Origin of the sequence: Sphingomonas faeni (assembly GCF_040407505.1) — a bacterium.
Classification (GTDB): domain Bacteria; phylum Pseudomonadota; class Alphaproteobacteria; order Sphingomonadales; family Sphingomonadaceae; genus Sphingomonas; species Sphingomonas faeni_E.
This window is the reverse complement of record NZ_JAPZPQ010000001.1, coordinates 1,127,204-1,143,602: the sequence shown is the minus strand read 5'-3', so window position 1 is coordinate 1,143,602 and position 16,399 is coordinate 1,127,204. Positions and strand designations below refer to the sequence as shown.

The following is a 16,399-nucleotide window of genomic DNA, read 5'->3' as shown; positions in this document are numbered from 1 at the left end:
GTCTTCATGGTTCTGTTCATGGAGTGCTTCGCGTGGGCAGCGCATCGGTATGTCATGCACGGCTGGGGCTGGGGCTGGCACAAGTCGCATCACGAAGATCACGAGGGCTGGTTCGAGAAGAACGACCTGTATGCGGTCGTCTTCGCGATCGTGCCGATTGTGTTGTTCGTCGTCGGGCTCTGGTGGGAGCCGTTGTGGTGGGCAGCGCTCGGCATCACCGTGTACGGCGGCATCTACGCCTTCGTGCACGACATGCTCGTGCATCAGCGCGGCGGCTTCCGCTGGGTGCCCAAGCAGGGCTATTTCAAGCGCCTGTTGCAAGCGCATCGCCTGCACCATGCGGTCGAGGGCAAGGACGGCACCGTCAGCCACGGCTTCCTGTTCGCGCGCAAGCCGGCGGTGCTGAAGGCGCAGTTGCGCGCGAACGCCGATCCGCAGCGACGCGCGGTACGTGCTGACAAAGCCGGAAACCTCGTCTCGGCAGATGCAAAGAAGTGAGCGTTACGGTTCGCCAATCGGAGGCCCTGCGGCATCAGACCCGTGTCGGCGTGTCGTTGTCCGCCGCGATCGTCGTCGCGTGGCTGGCGATCCACATCACCGGCATCTTTTTCTGGCGATGGAGCCCGGATGTCATTCCCTTGGCCATCGTGATGGTCATCGTCCAGACTTGGCTGAGTACCGGATTGTTCATCGTCGCGCATGACTCAATGCACGGTGCGCTGGCGCCCGATCGACCACGCCTGAACCGGGCGATCGGTGCGACCTGTCTCTCGCTCTATGCCTGCCTGTCCTATGCATCACTGTTGCCGCAGCATCATCTGCATCACAAGGAAACCGGACGAGCGGGGGACCCGGATTTTCACGGCGGCGACCCCAGTCTCGGCGGCTGGTTCCTGCAGTTCTTCAAGACCTATTATTCCCACGGGCAGATTATCCGGATAACCGCGGTGGCGCTGATTTATACGCTGCTGCTCGGGGCGCCGCTTGGCAACATCGTCATATTCTGGGCATTGCCAGCCCTGGGTGCCGTGGCGCAGTTGTTCGTGTTCGGGACGTGGTTGCCGCACCGGGAGAGCGAGACTCCTTTTGCGGACGCTCACCGCGCGCACAGTATCGACGTGGGCCCCATATTGTCGCTGCTGACCTGCTTCCACTTCGGCGGTTATCATCACGAGCACCATCTCTCGCCGGGAACGCCGTGGTGGGGCCTTCCATCGCGACGCCGTGCCCTTGCCGGACGAACTGCCGATCGCAGGGTCGTGAAGGACCAAGCATGACGCTCGCCATCATCCTCTCCGCCGTCGCGATGACCGTCATTGTCGGCGTCCGCTATCTCCTCGTGTCGGGTGCGTTCGCCTGGATCACGGTCCGCAAGCATCCGGGGCTGTACCTCGGACTTGACCCGCAGGTCCGCCGCGAGATCGTTTGGAGCCTCGCGTCCGCAGCGCTCTACGGCATCCCCGCGGGCGTCGTCGCCTGGGGATGGCAGCATCATGGCTGGACCAAGGTATATTCCGACATCCACGCCTATCCGCTCTGGTACCTGCCGGTCTCGGTGTTCCTGTATCTGCTGCTGCACGATGCCTGGTTCTACTGGACGCACCGCTGGATGCATCGTCCCAAACCGTTCAAGCTCGCGCACGCGCTGCATCACGCCAGCCGCCCGCCGACGGCCTGGGCCGCAATGGCGTTTCACCCGATCGAAGCGTTGACCGGCGCGGTGGTCATTCCATTGCTGGTGTTCTTCGTTCCGATCCATATCGCCGGTCTTGGCATCGTGCTGACGATCATGACGGTGATGGGGGTCACGAACCACATGGGATGGGAGATTTTCCCGCGTTTCATGTGGTCGGGCCCGCTGGGCGGATGGCTGATTACGGCCAGCCATCATCAGCGGCACCACGAACTCTATGGCTGCAACTACGGCCTATATTTCCGCCATTGGGACCGGCTGTGCCACACCGACCGCGGCGTCGGCGATTTCACGCGAGAGCACGCACGCGCTGCGCGTCGGGTTACCGCGGCAAGCTCTTAGTCGGCGTCAAAGAGCGCGGATCGGCGCGCTCCGAGCAGACTGTCGAGCAGGACCGGCGTAAAGTCGTGACCATCGACACCGACGTCGAACTGTCGCAGCATCGGCTTCAACCGGCCGTGGCTGTGCCCGTGCAGGTTCAGCGCGCCGCGGTGTTGCCCATTCCAGCTCCGGAACGGGTAATGGCATAGAACGAGCTTTCGGCCATCGAGCTCGATCTCCGCGTAGTCACCAACGCTCGTCCACCCGTCTGCGGCCAGCGTCGCATCCGGATCGTTGTTGCCACGCAGCAGGTGTTTGGTCCCGTTCAGGCGAGTGAGCAATTCGGCTACCTCCATCGGACGACGTGCCACGTCACCTAGGTGCCACACCACGTCACCCGGGCGCACAGCGGTGTTCCAGCGTTCGATCAGCGCCTCATCCATCTCGGCCGTGTCGGCGAACGGTCGTCGAGAGATGTTGATGGTGCGATGGTCGCCGAAATGCGTGTCGGCAGTAAAGAATACGCTCATGAAAGCCGCGATGTCGGTTTGCATATCATCGCAAACGAACGAGCATCAGCATCAAAGGTTCGGCGCTATTATCCCGGACGCCTTACATTGCGTCCAACGTGAACTATCTCGCAGCAGCGCATGACAACCGACGAACCCTTGATCCTGGCAATTGGCGACAGCTTGATTGCCGGTTACGGCCTACCGACTGCCGACAGCTTTCCGGCGCAGCTGCAGGCATCACTGCAGGGGAGGTTCCCCGACGTCCGCGTGGTGAACGCCGGCGTATCGGGGGATACGACCGCGGACCTCCTGCGGCGCTTGCCCCGCCAGCTGTCCGCCCTAGATCAGCGACCGGCTCTCGCGATCGTTCAGGTGGGACCGAACGATGTCCTGCGACAAATACCCGCGGCTCGGACTCGAGCGCAACTCGAGCAGATACTGCTGAGCTTGAGCAGCTGTGGCATTCCCGTATTGCTGACGACCGTCGATCCCCCGGCGTTCATCCGTGACCGAGCAGCAGCGTACCTGGGTATCCACGCGGTGCTGGCTGGCGAACATGGCGCGACGATTTGGCCATTCTTTCCGCCTGGGGTGTTGGGACACGCCGATATGGTGCTGATGGACCGAGTGCATCCCAACGCCAAGGCGATCGCAGCAGTGGTCGCGGCGATGCTGTCAACGGTGGAGAAGATGCTGTAATGCTCGCGCTTGAGTACGACCGCGAATGTTTCCGCGCATCAACCGCAAAGCCGAGTGGACTATGGTGACGGAGCCGAAGTGGTTGAGAGTCGCGCGCACGAAGCTAGGCACGAAGGAAGCTGCCGGATCAGCCAATAGCGCCACGATCCTGGGTTGGGCGAAACGGCTTGGGACGAAGGTGCTGGGCATGGTCTACAACGCTGACAGCGTCCCATGGTGCGGCGTGTTCGTTGCATACTGCCTTCAGGAAGACGGTATCGAACCGGTCTCTATTGCGGTGCGGGCGACGTCATGGTCGACATGGGGATCTGCGTTACGGCCGGAGCGGTTGGCCCCGGGGTCGGTGCTGGTGTTCGAGCGTCCGGGTGGCGGTCATGTCGGTTTCTACGTGGGCGAAGACGCGACCGCGTACCATGTCCTCGGTGGCAATCAGGGCGACGCGGTGACGATAGCCCGGATAGCGAAGGATCGCTGTATCGCGCGCCGATGGCCAACCGGCCGCCCCGTGATAGGCAAACCCGTCCAAATGGCGGCAAGGAAGCCGATCTCTACCGACGAAGCCTGATGCACCACGCGCTGGTTCGGAATGCCCACAGTAACGCCAGATCCTGCCAGCACTGACCATATCGGCAAGCGGTTGCTCAATCGGCGGTTTCGGCCTGAACCCGCCGCACGGCCTCGACGATGAGGTCGCCCGGTTCGAGCCGCTGCGTTTCTGCCTCCCAAAACCCGAAGCTTCGGTCGCCCCGGTAGATACGGTGGCCGAGACCGGTACGGATCTCCGACAATGGGATGCCCACCTCTGTCGAGGTCACCGTCCGTTCGTGCAAAACGACCTGTCCGTCGGCCGCGGCGAGGTCCGCCAGATACGATGCGATATGGGCGCCGTGGGTCGATCCCGCCAACAGGACACCGGCCAGACTTGCCGGGTTGATCACGGTGTCGGCCCCGGCCTGCCGCGCAATCGCTTCGTTGTCATGCGACTTTATGACGACACTTATCGGCACGTGCGGCGCCAGTCCCCGCGCAGTCAGGACGATGAGGATCGATGTGTCGTCCCGCCCGGCCGCGACGATCAGCGCACGCGCACGCGCGAGTTGTGCTGCTTCCAGCGCCGCATTGCGGGTCGCATCGCCTTGCATCACGGTCGTGCCCCGCGCTTCAGCAGCGTCCAGCGCGACAGTCCGATCGTCGATCACCACGATCGTCTCGGGATCCGCACCACGCCTGACGAGCTCGTCGACTGCTTCGGCGCCACTGGTGCCATACCCGGCGACGACGACATGACCGTGAAGATGACGCTGGATGATGGTCATGCGCCACTTGTCCCAAACATTTTTGAGCAGGAAGTCATACGCCGTCCCCAGAAAGATGATCCATACGAATAGCCTGACCGGTGTGACGACGAACGTGTCGAACATGCGCGCCTGCGTCGTCACCGGTACGATGTCGCCATATCCGACGGTAGTGACCGTGATCATCGTGAAATAGAGCACATCGAGGAAGCTGATGGCGCCGTCGATGTTGTCGCGCAGGCCATCCCGGTCGAACCAATGACCGGATAGCGCGATAGCTATGAGCGCGCCGGCAAGCCCCACCCGCCATAGCAGCCGGAGCCAAACCGGCGTTCTGCCGCGACGTCTCAGGGTAAAGCTGCGTCGATGCGGACGGATCATGGCTTGGTCTACGCATGGTTCCGATCGACCGGAAGGGCTGCCGGCCAAGTTTAGGCATCGTGAGTTCGCACCCAGGGCTGACAGGTCAAACGTGTATGAGCGTCCGACGTCGTGTCGGCCTACCGGACGCCGAAGCCCGCGGTGCTGTTTGCGCCATCGTCGGAGCGCTCGCGACCAGCCAGGACGTTCTCGAGTTCAGCCAATGAATGGGGAACGTCTAAGTGCTGCGCTCCAATGAACAGGCGTGATCCATTACCTTCGGGTACTGCATGGGTCAGCTTGTCGATATCCACCAGCGCCTTGCCTTGCGGCAGTATCTCGATCTGAACAAATCGCATGTCATTTTCCAGTGTATGTCTGATGGTCGAATTGCCACGTGGGCTATAACAGGCCGCTGCACCCTAGGGTGCGCTCGACGCCTCGCTTCATCTGGACGCGTGGCGAGTTAAGCCGCCGAAATCGGCCTACGAGCGAGATTGGTGAGCGTCCATAGTTGGATCGCCAACGCAGCATGTCCGGTGTCTTCTCCATGAATGCGTGTCCGAAGTTGGGGAGAAGAGAAAGAAGTTCCAATCGCCGACTATGGGGCCGCGCACCGGCGCAAGACGGTTCCATTGTATCGCGCGATCTGTCGTCATCTCATGGGTAGCGTCACCCTGGCGAGTAAGCCGCCCAGTCGTCCATCGTGAAGGAAGAGGGTACCGCCGAGTGCAGATGCCGCTTTACTGCTGGTTGCGAGGCCGAGACCGGCGCCGCCACTTGTGCAGCCATGGGCGTTTTCGAGGCGGCGGAACGGCAGCACAGCCTCGGCACGACGATGCGGCGGGATACCGGCGCCATCGTCGTCCACGGCGATCACGTAGTTCGGTCCGTCGAGCGCGAGCGTGACTTCGATCCGGGTGGCATGCCGCGTGGCGTTATCAATCAGGTTGGCCAAGATACGGCGAAGCATGGTCGGCCGCGTCGTCGCGAGCAATTCGTCGCAGCCGTGGAAGGATATCGTGGCACCGGCATCGGCGGCGTTGTCGACCGCGGTCGCAACGATCGCCGCGATATCGACGAGGCGTGCGGCTTCCTGCCGATCGTAACGGATATAGGCGAGCGTCGACTCGATGATGCGCTCCATCTCGATCAGGTCGTCGGTCATCGCGTCGCGGGGATCGGTATCGTCGAGCAACGCCGTCCGTAGCCGGAGTCGCTGGATCGGCGTTCGCAGATCGTGCGATACCGCGATCAGCGACTGCGTATGATCCTCGACCATGTGCAACAGGCGGGACTGCATCGCCGTGAAGGCCGTCGCGACCCGGCGTACTTCGGCGGGCCCCTGGATTCGGACGGTAGCAGGCTTTCCGGGGCGCGTAGCGTCGGCGGCATCGGCAAGATCGCCAAGCGGCCGGATCAACGCGCGGATCATCAGCAGCGCGATCAGCAGCACCAGTCCGGTCAGCGCCAGATGCGCCGCCGTCGTGATGCCCAGCCCGGGCGCCGACGCGATGTAGGGACTGACGCGGAAGGTGACGAACGAGCCATCGGCGAGGCGCATTGCCCCGACCAGATCGCGCCGTCCCGCCAATTCGGACGGCAGGATGCTGAGCCGCAGCGGACGCCGTTCCAACGCGGGTGCTGCGTTGATCAGTCGCTGCTTCATCGCGCTCAGATGCTCGCGCGGATCCGAAAAGTCGGTGATCACCGTGTGGGGCACCCAGTTCAGCGTCATGCCGGGCGCGGAAAGCGTGGCCATCAATCGGGCGCGTTGCGTGGTCGGTGCGCCGCTGGCGATGCTGTCGGCGTCGGCGAGCTTTTCGGCCAACCGCTGCGTATCGGCGGCGGTCACATATTCCTGTTGCGCCCAGCGATCGAGCGCGACGTTCCCCAGCAGTTCGAGCAACAGCGCCAGCAACAGCACCAGCGAAATCCGGCCGACCATCCCGCGCGGGCGGATCGTCATCAGGACGAGGTCACATCGGGCGCGAACATGTAGCCGACGCCCCGAATCGTGCGGATGATCGGTTGTGCGCGTCGTCCATCGCCCAGCTTGGCCCGCAGACGACTGATCATGACGTCGATGCTCCGGTCGCTCGGATGGCCGATCCGGCTGCGCGACATCTCCAGCAGGCGCTCGCGTCCGATCGTTCGCTGCGGGTTGCGCAGGAACGTGACCAGCAGTTCGTGTTCGGCGGCGGTAAGCTCGACCTCTGCGCCGCGTGGCGAGATCAGTTCGCGGCGACGCGCATGATAGTTCCAGTCCGCAAAGTCGAACCGGTCTGGCACGGGGATGTCGAGCGGTACATGCGTGTCACTGGCGCGGCGCAGGGCAGCACGCACACGAGCCAGCAATTCGGCGCGTCCGAACGGCTTGGCGATATAATCGTCGGCACCGTTGTCGAGGCCGGCGACGCGGTCTCCCTCTTCACCGCGTGCGCTGACCATGATGATCGGCACGCGGCTACGCTCGCGGATCGTCTGGCAGAGTTCGAGCCCGCTGGGACCGGACAGCATGATGTCGAGCAGGATAAGGTCGATCGGTCGCTCTATCATCGCTCGCTGCAATTCGATCCCGTCTGCCGCGCCGGTCACGTCGTACCCGCATTCCCGCAGTATTCGGGACAAGAGCGCCCGGAGTGCCGGATCGTCCTCGACCACGACGATATGCGGCGGCGTGTCGCGGTCGGCGAATGGCGACGCAGCAGCGATCCCCGCAACAGGTGCGGATTGTAACGAAGCGTTGCAGTCGACGTCCATGCGCGGTTTCCGAATTGACCATTCCGGCGACACCAACCAATCGCGCCCCAGAGATTGCTAATCATTCGCAATATTAATCGGGGGTTTCAATGGGGTATTTTCGCGAGAGCCGCGCGCGGCTGGCGGGCAGCGCCGCGTACATGATGGTGTCGCTGGTGCTGAGCCAGCCCGTTTACGGGCAGGCGCGGGCGCAATCGACGTCCGCCACCGCCGAGGTCGAGGGCACCGCCGACGATATCGTCGTCACCGCCGCCGGGTTCAAACAGAAGATCGTCAACGCACCCGCCTCGATCAGCGTGATCAGTCGCGCTGAACTTCAGGAGAAGCGCTTCGGCAGCCTCGCCGAGGCGCTCGGGGATGTCGAGGGCGTCGATGTCGGGCAAACGCAGGGCAAGACAGGGGGGCTGACCATCTCGATCCGCGGCATGCCGGCGGACTATACGCTGGTGCTGCTCGACGGCCGCCGCCAGAACGCACCGGGTAGTGTCACCCCGAACGGCTTCGGCGAAACCTCGTCCGGGTTCCTGCCGCCATTCTCCGCGATCGAACGGATCGAGGTGGTCCGGGGGCCGATGTCGACGCTGTACGGCTCCGACGCGATGGGCGGCGTGGTCAACCTGATCACCCGAAAGGTGGGCACGCACTGGCTCGGCACAGTCGGTGCCGAAAGCACCGTTCAGGGCAATGGTGATTTCGGCAATATCCAGTCGCTCAATGGCTATGCGCAGGGACCGGTCGTACGCGACCTGATCGGCCTGTCGGTACGCGGCAGCCTGTATCACCGCGATGCGTCGGCGCTGAAGTACGAGAATGTCGCTGGCGCACTGGTGCCGCTGTCGACGCGCGGGCCCAGCCCGGTCAAGGCCGACATCTATACCTATGGTGGGCGGATCAGCGTCACGCCGAGCCCCGACCACGATCTGTGGATCGAATATGATCGCTCCGAGCAGACCTACGACAACTCGGCGGGGCAGCTTGGCACCGCAACGGTCGCGGGCGGCTATGGGCCTATGCAGCGTTTCAATCGCGACAATTACGTTGCCGCACACACGTGGCGCGCGGGCTTCGGCACGCTCGAGACGACGCTGACGCGCAACACGACCGAGACGATCGGCCGTACCGTGCCACCGGGTACGCCGGGCGTGGTGGCGGGGTCGCCGCGCACGTTGGAGGCGACCAACAGCATCGTCGACTCGCGGTTCATCGGCTCGACCGGACCGTTCACCTTCACGGTCGGCGGACAATATTGGGACGCCAAAATGATCGATGCCGTCGCCCCCGAACCATACAAGTTCCAGCAATGGGCCGGCTTCGTCGAGAACGAGCTCAAGATCGCCGAGACGTTGAGGCTGACGCTGGGCGCGCGCTATGATGATCACTCGACGTTCGGCGGCAAGCTCTCGCCGCGCGCCTATCTGGTATGGAATGCGAGTTCTGCACTGACCGCGAAGGGCGGCGTCAGCCGGGGCTTCAAGACGCCGCGGCTCGAACAGATCGCGGAAGGCATCACCGGCTTTGGCGGGCAGGGGACGATCCCGCTGATCGGCAGCCCCGGCCTCAAGCCCGAGACGAGTACCAGCTACGAGGCGGGCATCTATTTCGACAATGACGGCTTCTTCAGCGGCAACGTCACGGTGTTCAACAACGAGTTCAAGGACAAGATCGCCGGCGGGCCTGGCGCGTTCAACTGCCGTTTCGTCGGCAATCCCGATCGGCCCGGCTGTCTCGATGTCGGCGCGTTCCCGAATGTCGATCTGTTCGGTCAGTCGATCAACATCGACGAGGCGGTGACGCGCGGTGGCGAGGTCGCCGCACGGTTCGAATTTACCCGGCGGTTGTCGCTGGGTCTGAACTACACCTACACCGAAAGCGAGCAGAAGAGCGGTACCGAGCGCGGCCAGCCACTCGTCAATACACCCAAGCACATGATCAACGGCAATCTGCGCTGGCGCCCGGCCGACAAGGTCAGCACGTGGCTGCGCTCCGAAATCCGCTCGGATCGCTATCGCGGTGTCGGCGCGGCGCAGACTGCGCTCGGCAGCTTCAAGGGCTATGCGTTGTTCAGTCTCGGCGGCGCGCTAAAGGTGACGGAGAAGTTCAAGCTGAGTGCGACGCTGTTCAATCTGTTCGACAAGAACTTCGTCGATCACCTGCCGTATCGCAGCGGCGCGACGACGGTGTACGCGGGGGAATACGCCAACCCGCAGGAAGGCCGCCGCTTATGGCTGTCTGCAACGGTCGACTTCTGACTACTGCGTTGCGGCATTTTTAGAAAAGTGACGCGCGCTGAACGAATGGTAGATGTTGGCGACGGTAACGTCTTCGCGAATGACCGCTCCGGTGACGGAAACGGAGTCGTCGAAGCTCATGGTATAGGGAGAGGAGACGGGCGACGAAACGCGAGGTGCTGGCCGAATGGGTGGGACGCGAGATCCTGCCGCATGAACGCGACCTTCGCGTTTGGCTGCGCCGTCGGCTGGTCGTTTCGGAGGACATGGAGGACATCGTGCAGGAATGTTACTGCCGGCTCGCGCAGCTTTCCGATGTCTCGCACATCACCTCGCCCCGCGCCTATGTCTTCGTGATGGCGCGCAACCTGCTCAACACGCAACGTAAACGGACGCGCGTTGTCCGAATTGAATCGATGTCCGATGCACTGGCGGAAACGCTCGAAAGCGATCTGCCGTCGCCCGAGCGCGCGGTGGCGGCCCGGCACGAACTCGCGCGCGTTCGGGCCGCGCTGGCCAAGCTGTCGGCGCGCGCGCAACGTATCTTCGTGATGCGCCGGGTCGACGGGCTCAGCCAGAAGCATATCGCTCACACGCTCGGCATCTCGGAGACCATCGTCGAGAACGAGGCCAGCCGGAGCCTGCGCGCGATCCTGAAGACGCTGACAGACCCGCCCGCGGAAAATGATTTCCTCCTGCCCAACGGAGAGACGCGTGTCCGATCGCGCTGAACAGACCGCAGCGGCCTGGGCGCTGCGCCATCCGCTGGACCCCGGCCGGCAGCACGAGCTCGAGGCGTGGCTGGCCAGCGACCCCCGTCATGCGGGGATGCTGTTGCGGGCGATGGCCGCGCTGAGCGCGCTCGATACTGCGCTGGCGCCTGCGCCGGACGAGATCGCCGATGCGTTCGAAGCACGCCCGGCACGGCGCCGGATGCTCATCGGCATGGGCGGCGCGATCGCAGCGGCCGCGATCGGGCTGATCGGCTGGTCGAGCGTCACGAGCGAGCACGTCGCGACCGGACGCGGGGAGATTCGACGTCTGCCACTGGTCGATGGGTCGGTGGCGACGATCAACACCGACAGCGATCTGCGTGTCGCGTTCGTGAGCAACAGCCGCCGGGTCGTGCTCGGTCGCGGACAGGCCTGGTTCCAGGTCGCCAAGGATCGCAAGCGTCCCTTTATCGTCGACGCCGGCATCGCGCAGGTGCGGGCGGTCGGCACCGCCTTTTCGGTCGATCGCAGCGAAAGCGGCGTGCAGGTGACGGTAACGGAGGGCGTCGTCGCCGTCTGGCCAAGCGGGGAGAGCGGCGCGCTGACGATCCTGCAGGCGGGGCAATATGCCAGTTTCCATGCCGGCGGCGTATCGCCCGAAGTGGGGACCGCGCCGGTGCAGATCACGCGCGCGCTGGCGTGGCGGAACGGCGAAATATCGCTCGAGAACGATACGCTGGGTCATGCGGTCGAGCAGTTCAACCGGTATAATCGGCAGCAACTGGTGGTCGTCGATCCGACACTTGCCCACGAACGGCTGATCGGGCTTTTCCAGATCGACAAGCCGGAGGATTTCGCGGCGACGCTGGCCGCCTCGCTCGGCGTCGCGGTGACCGTTTCGCCCGACGAAATTCGGATCGATCGGACCAAACTGCCGACGCACTGACGGAAACCGCCGGTGTCAGGCTCTTATGGTGGAGAGCGCCGGAAACAGGCGCCTCCATATTAGGGGGATGCCGGGATGAGAATCGTACGGTCGTGGCTGTTCGGCGCAAGCGCCGCAGCAATTTGTTGTTCTGCCACCAGCGTCGAGGCAAGCGCGCAGACGCGCCGCTTCGACGTCCCTGCGCAACCCGCAAGCTCGGGCATCCTGTTGTTCGCGCATCAGGCGGGCATCCAGATCCTCGTTTCCACGCCGGTCGCCGCCGGTGTCACGACCAATCGCGTGCAGGGCGCCATGGACGTGTCCGCCGCGTTGAAGATGCTTCTCGCCGGTACGAATCTGGTTCCGGTAAAGACCGGCGGGGCGATCACGCTCAAGCGACGCCAACCTGTCGCGTCCCGGATCGCCCTCATGCCCGTCGTGGCGCAGCAGATCGCCGCGCCCGTGAATGAGATCGCGGCGCCGCCGCAGCAGGAGCCCGCGGTCGTCTCTCCCACCACGGAGCAGGACATCGTCGTCACCGGCATCCGCGCCTCGTTGCAGGAGTCGATCAACGTCAAGCGCGCGGCGAGCAATATCGTCGACGTCATCACCGCACAGGACATCGGCAAGCTGCCCGACCAGAACGTCGCGGAATCGATGAGCCGGATCAGCGGCGTGCAGATCACGCGGCGCGAGGGCGACGGATCGACCTTCACCGTGCGCGGCATTTCTCAGAACCGGCTGGAGATCAACGGTCGTACGCTGCTGGGGCCGGGCGCGGGCGGCAACGCGTCGCTCGAATCGATCAGTCCGGAGATCATATCGAGTATCGTCGTCTCGAAGTCGCCGACCGCCGACATGCCGGAGGGGGCGCTGGGCGCGACGGTCAATCTCAAGACCAAGCGCCCGCTCGATCTCGCCGATCTGGTCGTGAGCGGTCGGCTGCAGGGGGCCTATACCGATCAGGCGGATCATCTGGGCTATCGCGGCTCCGCGCTGGTCTCGAAGAATTTCAGCGATACGCTGGGGGTGCTCGCGAGTGCGGCCTATTCGAACACGCACACGCGCGGCTATTCATTCGACTCCGGCGGCTGGTCGCGGACCAACAATATCGACGGCAATGGCGACGGGGTGAACGATCCCGGCCTGTTCCGGCCGAACCGCTTCATGGCGCGGATCTTCGACCGCGCGGAGCAGCGGCTGACGCTCAACAGTTCGATCCAGTATCGTCCCGCCGACAAATGGGAGATCGTGCTCGACGGCACCTATTCGCGGCTGAAGCGCGAGCGGCAGAGCGCGAACTATCAGGTGCTGCTCAACGACAACGATGTCGGCGCGGTCGCGGACAAGGATGGCACGATCGTCAGCGGGACGTTCAACAACGTCATCGTCCGGCCGCTCGTCTACGACGAACCGACCGAATTCCGATCGACCAATCTCGGCGCCTCGACGAAGTACGACGGCGATATCGTCAAGGTCAGCGCGGATGCGTCCTACAGCAAGGGACGCGGCACCGATGGCGGGCCGGGGGCGTCGTTCACCTATGTCGTCGTGCCACGCGCGGGACGGGTCGCCAGCGCCGCGATCGATTTCAGCAAGGGGAATGCGGTCCCGAACCTCGCGTTGACGTCGAACTTCGACGTCAACGATCCCGCGCAATATCAGCTGGCGTCGGTGTTCGACGGCGACAACGTCACCAACAACACCGGGTATGACGGACGCGTCGATTTCACGATCCTGTCCAGGTGGGGGCCGTTGCAATCGATCCAGGTCGGCAGTCGCTACGAGAAGATCCAATTCTATTCGGAGACCCCGCAAAGCCTGCCTTCCGCCGCGAGCCTGGTCGGTAAACACGATCGCAATGGCGACGGGATCATCACCGTCGATGAACTCCCGGGGCTCGACTATAACGACAGGCAGGGCAGCTTCTTCCCCGGGGTGGGCGGAGATTTTCCGCGCGATATCCTGGGCGGCACGGTCGACAAGAATGTCGCACGCGATGCCTTCGGGCTGCCGGTGCCGCGCGCCAACGCCATTCCGTTCGGGCGGGTATCGATCAAGGACGTCGAACAGGACACGCTCGCCTTCTACGCAAGGGCCAATGTCGCCGGGACGATCGGTGGCCTGCCGCTCGCCGGCAATGCGGGCGTGCGCTACATCACGTTCGAACGGATATCGTCCGGGTACCTTTCGGACACGCAGCCGACGCTGGCGAAATCTCGGTTCGACTATTGGTTGCCGAGCGCCAACGCGTCGCTCGACCTGCGCAACAACCTGATTTTTCGGTTGGCAGCGGCCAAGGTGGTGGCGCGGCCCAATCTGAACGATGTCGGGGTCAGCTTCGTACCCTTGCTGGTCTCGCGTACCGGATCGCGCGGCAATCCGACGCTGCGTCCGTTCGAGGCGACGCAATATGACGCGACGCTCGAATGGTATTTCGCGCCGTCCAGCGCGCTGACGGTTGCCGGCTTCTACAAGAACGTCGACTCTTTCACGATCAACGTCACGCAGAGCGAGTTCATCGGCGGACTCTCCGACCAGATCGAGCCGAGCACCGGGCAACCTTACGGACTGTTCCAGATCACCCAGCCGATCAACGGGTCCTCGGGCAAGATCAAGGGGTTCGAGGTCGCGTTTCAACAGTCGCTGCGGTTTCTCCCGGCTCCGTTCGACAATCTCGGTGTCCAGGCCAATTATACCTATGTCGACAGCAAGACGCCGCTGATCGACGAAGCGACGAAGACCGCGCTGCCACTGCCCGGGCTTTCGAAGAACAGCTACAATCTGATCGGGTTCTACGAGGACAAGACGTTCATGCTGCGGGTCGCCTATATCCGGCGCAGCAAGTATCTGATCGGCCAGGGTGGCGCGAATTCTGGGGGCAGCCCCTACGCCGCGGCACGGGGGCAGCTCGACATGTCCGGGCAGGTCAATTTGACCAAGACCGTCAGGCTGACGATCGAAGGGATCAACCTGACGCGCGAGGTCGATCGGCAATATCTGCAGACGCCGCAACGCCTGTTCTATTCGGCGCGCGAGGACCGCCGTGTGTTCTTCGGCGTCGCGGCAACGTTTTGAGGATGAGCCCCATGCGTATCCGCTTCCTCGCAACGATCGCTCTCCTGCTCGGCGCGACGCTTCCGGTACAGTCCGCAAAGCCCATCGATCCCCAAATAGTCGATATCGTTATCTATGGTTGTACTGCCGGCGGGGTGATCGCCGCGATCGAGGCACGCCGGCTGGGACGGTCCGTCACTCTGGTCTGTCGCGACGGTCACCTCGGCGGGATGACGACCAACGGTCTGAGCTGGTCGGATACCGGCAACCACCGCGCGATCGGCGGACTGGCGCTCGAATTCTACCGGCGGGTGAAGCATCATTACGACGATCCCGCAGCGTGGGTACAGGCGCCGCGCCCGGCGCGCGGCGAGAACTTCGTCGATAACGAGGCGATGTGGCAGTTCGAACCGAAGGTCGCCGAACGCATCCTGGAGGACTGGGTTCGCACCGAAGGGGTGACCGTCGTTCGCAACCAGCCGCTCGATCGGACCCGCGGCGTCGACTTGCGCGACGGGCGGATCGTCGCGTTTCGCTCGATCGGCGGGCAGCGCTTCGCCGGGCACGTCGTTATCGACGCCAGCTACGAAGGCGACCTAATGGCCGGCGCCGGCGTCTCGTTCACGACCGGGCGGGAGGCGAATGCGACGTACGGCGAAACGCTCAACGGCGTGCAGGCGAAGAATGCGGAGAGCCATCAGTTCATGCTCGATATCGATCCCTACCGCGTGGCGGGCGATCCGAAGAGCGGGCTGTTGCCGAGGATCAGTGCCGCGAACACCGCGCCCGACGGCAGCGCGGATAGGAAGATCCAGGCGTATACCTATCGGCTATGCCTGACCGACGTGCCGGGCAATCGCATCACTCTGCCCAAGCCGACGGGCTATGATCCGGGCCAGTATGCGCTGCTCAAGCGCTACATGGATGCGGGGTATCGCGATTTCTTCGGGAAGTTCGACCGCATTCCAAACGGCAAGGCCGACGTGAACAATTTCGGTGCGTTCTCGATGGACGATATCGGCATGAATTACGGCTATCCCGAGGGCAATGACGCCGAACGCGCCGCGATCGCGCAGGAGCACATGCGCTACCAGCAGGGCCTGCTCTGGTTCATGGCGAACGATCCGGGCGTTCCCGAAGACACGCGCACGACGATGTCCAGTTGGGGACTGTGCAGGGACGAGTTCGTCGCCAACGGCGGCTGGCCGCGCGAGATGTACGTCCGCGAGGCGCGACGGATGGTGTCGGACTTCGTGATGGCCGAGCCGCACGTGCGCGGCCTCAAGTCCACGCCTCGACCGATCGGCATGGGATCGTACCAGATGGATTCGCATAACGTGCAGCGCATCGTCGACGCACGCGGTTTCGCGCGCAACGAGGGCAATATCGAGGTGCCGGTCAAGCAGGCCTATCCGATCGGCTACGACGCGATCGTACCCAGGCGCGGGCAGGCGACGAACCTGCTCGTACCGGTCGCGCTCTCAGCCTCGCACATCGCCTATGGCACGATCCGCATGGAGCCCGTCTTCATGATCCTAGGCCAATCCGCCGCCGCCGCCGCAGATCTCGCCATCCGAGGCAAGCTAGCGGTGCAGGATGTGCCCTATGCTCAGCTACGCGCCCGGCTTGCTGATGAAGGGCAGGTGTTGCACCTTGAAAATTGATATCTTCATCATTGGATATCGGTTCGTGAAGTCCTGACAGGTTTCGACGCGAGCAGTCGCACGGAAGCCGCGCCTGAGTGGCGGTGCTGCCAAACACCCTCATCTTTTGAGTACGTGGAACGACCGCTGCGCCCTTTCGCCTGACCGGCAATATCGAGATGAACTATCG

At 63.6% G+C, this 16,399-nt stretch carries 15 protein-coding genes; 10 read left to right on the top strand and 5 right to left on the bottom strand.

Annotated features, from left to right (window positions below):
- Positions 1 to 6: 6 nt before the first annotated feature.
- Genes O6X71_RS05190 through O6X71_RS05180 form a run of 3 tightly spaced genes read left to right on the top strand, consistent with a single transcriptional unit; the run spans position 7 to position 2,035 of the window.
- Entirely contained in the window at positions 7 to 498 is a 492-nt protein-coding gene (locus O6X71_RS05190) for a sterol desaturase family protein (RefSeq protein WP_274705218.1), read from the top strand.
- Positions 495 to 1,277 (top strand): fatty acid desaturase, encoded by a 783-nt coding sequence (locus O6X71_RS05185; protein WP_353464779.1) that lies wholly within the window; start codon positions 495 to 497, stop codon positions 1,275 to 1,277. The genes O6X71_RS05190 and O6X71_RS05185 overlap by 4 nt, the downstream gene beginning before the upstream one ends.
- Positions 1,274 to 2,035 carry a sterol desaturase family protein gene (locus O6X71_RS05180; protein ID WP_353464778.1) on the top strand — a complete coding sequence of 254 codons (762 nt, stop codon included), beginning with the start codon at positions 1,274 to 1,276 and terminating at the stop codon, positions 2,033 to 2,035. Before O6X71_RS05185 ends, O6X71_RS05180 begins: the two co-directional genes overlap by 4 nt.
- On the opposite strand, the gene O6X71_RS05175 is transcribed toward O6X71_RS05180, so the two are convergent.
- Positions 2,032 to 2,568: a metallophosphoesterase family protein gene (locus tag O6X71_RS05175; RefSeq protein ID WP_353464777.1), complete on the bottom strand. Its 537-nt coding sequence runs from the start codon at positions 2,566 to 2,568 to the stop codon at positions 2,032 to 2,034. The genes O6X71_RS05180 and O6X71_RS05175 overlap by 4 nt on opposite strands.
- Before the next feature lie 96 nt (positions 2,569 to 2,664).
- Here O6X71_RS05175 and O6X71_RS05170 point away from each other — a divergent pair, with 96 nt between their 5' ends.
- Both O6X71_RS05170 and O6X71_RS05165 read left to right on the top strand, forming a co-directional pair.
- Complete coding sequence (locus O6X71_RS05170) at positions 2,665 to 3,225, top strand: GDSL-type esterase/lipase family protein (RefSeq protein WP_353464776.1); 561 nt, start codon at positions 2,665 to 2,667, stop codon at positions 3,223 to 3,225.
- A 25-nt stretch (positions 3,226 to 3,250) separates the two neighbouring features.
- Entirely contained in the window at positions 3,251 to 3,790 is a 540-nt protein-coding gene (locus O6X71_RS05165; RefSeq protein ID WP_353464775.1) for a TIGR02594 family protein, read from the top strand.
- A gap of 76 nt (positions 3,791 to 3,866) precedes the next feature.
- Here O6X71_RS05165 and O6X71_RS05160 read toward each other — a convergent pair whose 3' ends face one another.
- The 4 genes from O6X71_RS05160 to O6X71_RS05145 form a co-directional block, all read right to left on the bottom strand.
- The gene (locus O6X71_RS05160) at positions 3,867 to 4,901 is read right to left on the bottom strand and encodes a potassium channel family protein (protein WP_353464774.1); all 1,035 of its coding nucleotides are present in this window, start codon (positions 4,899 to 4,901) and stop codon (positions 3,867 to 3,869) included.
- Between the two features lie 119 nt (positions 4,902 to 5,020).
- Positions 5,021 to 5,239: a hypothetical protein gene (locus O6X71_RS05155; RefSeq protein ID WP_353464773.1), complete on the bottom strand. Its 219-nt coding sequence runs from the start codon at positions 5,237 to 5,239 to the stop codon at positions 5,021 to 5,023.
- 296 nt (positions 5,240 to 5,535) lie between these two features.
- Positions 5,536 to 6,849 (bottom strand): ATP-binding protein, encoded by a 1,314-nt coding sequence (locus O6X71_RS05150; protein ID WP_353464772.1) that lies wholly within the window; start codon positions 6,847 to 6,849, stop codon positions 5,536 to 5,538.
- Positions 6,849 to 7,643: a response regulator transcription factor gene (locus O6X71_RS05145; protein WP_353464771.1), complete on the bottom strand. Its 795-nt coding sequence runs from the start codon at positions 7,641 to 7,643 to the stop codon at positions 6,849 to 6,851. The genes O6X71_RS05150 and O6X71_RS05145 overlap by 1 nt, the downstream gene beginning before the upstream one ends.
- Positions 7,644 to 7,732: 89 nt before the next feature.
- On the opposite strand from O6X71_RS05145, the gene O6X71_RS05140 reads away from it, so the two are divergent.
- The 5 genes from O6X71_RS05140 to O6X71_RS05120 all read left to right on the top strand — a co-directional run bounded on the left by O6X71_RS05140 (position 7,733) and on the right by O6X71_RS05120 (position 16,230).
- Positions 7,733 to 9,892, top strand: coding sequence for a TonB-dependent receptor domain-containing protein (locus O6X71_RS05140; protein ID WP_353464770.1), 2,160 nt, complete (start codon positions 7,733 to 7,735; stop codon positions 9,890 to 9,892).
- A 155-nt stretch (positions 9,893 to 10,047) separates the two neighbouring features.
- Positions 10,048 to 10,602: an RNA polymerase sigma factor gene (locus O6X71_RS05135; RefSeq protein WP_353464769.1), complete on the top strand. Its 555-nt coding sequence runs from the start codon at positions 10,048 to 10,050 to the stop codon at positions 10,600 to 10,602.
- A complete protein-coding gene (locus O6X71_RS05130; RefSeq protein ID WP_353464768.1) occupies positions 10,586 to 11,530 on the top strand; it encodes a FecR domain-containing protein in 945 nt (314 codons plus the stop codon). Before O6X71_RS05135 ends, O6X71_RS05130 begins: the two co-directional genes overlap by 17 nt.
- A gap of 75 nt (positions 11,531 to 11,605) precedes the next feature.
- A complete protein-coding gene (locus tag O6X71_RS05125) occupies positions 11,606 to 14,587 on the top strand; it encodes a TonB-dependent receptor (RefSeq protein WP_353464767.1) in 2,982 nt (993 codons plus the stop codon).
- 11 nt (positions 14,588 to 14,598) lie between these two features.
- Positions 14,599 to 16,230, top strand: coding sequence for an FAD-dependent oxidoreductase (locus tag O6X71_RS05120; RefSeq protein ID WP_353464766.1), 1,632 nt, complete (start codon positions 14,599 to 14,601; stop codon positions 16,228 to 16,230).
- Positions 16,231 to 16,399 lie beyond the last annotated feature (169 nt).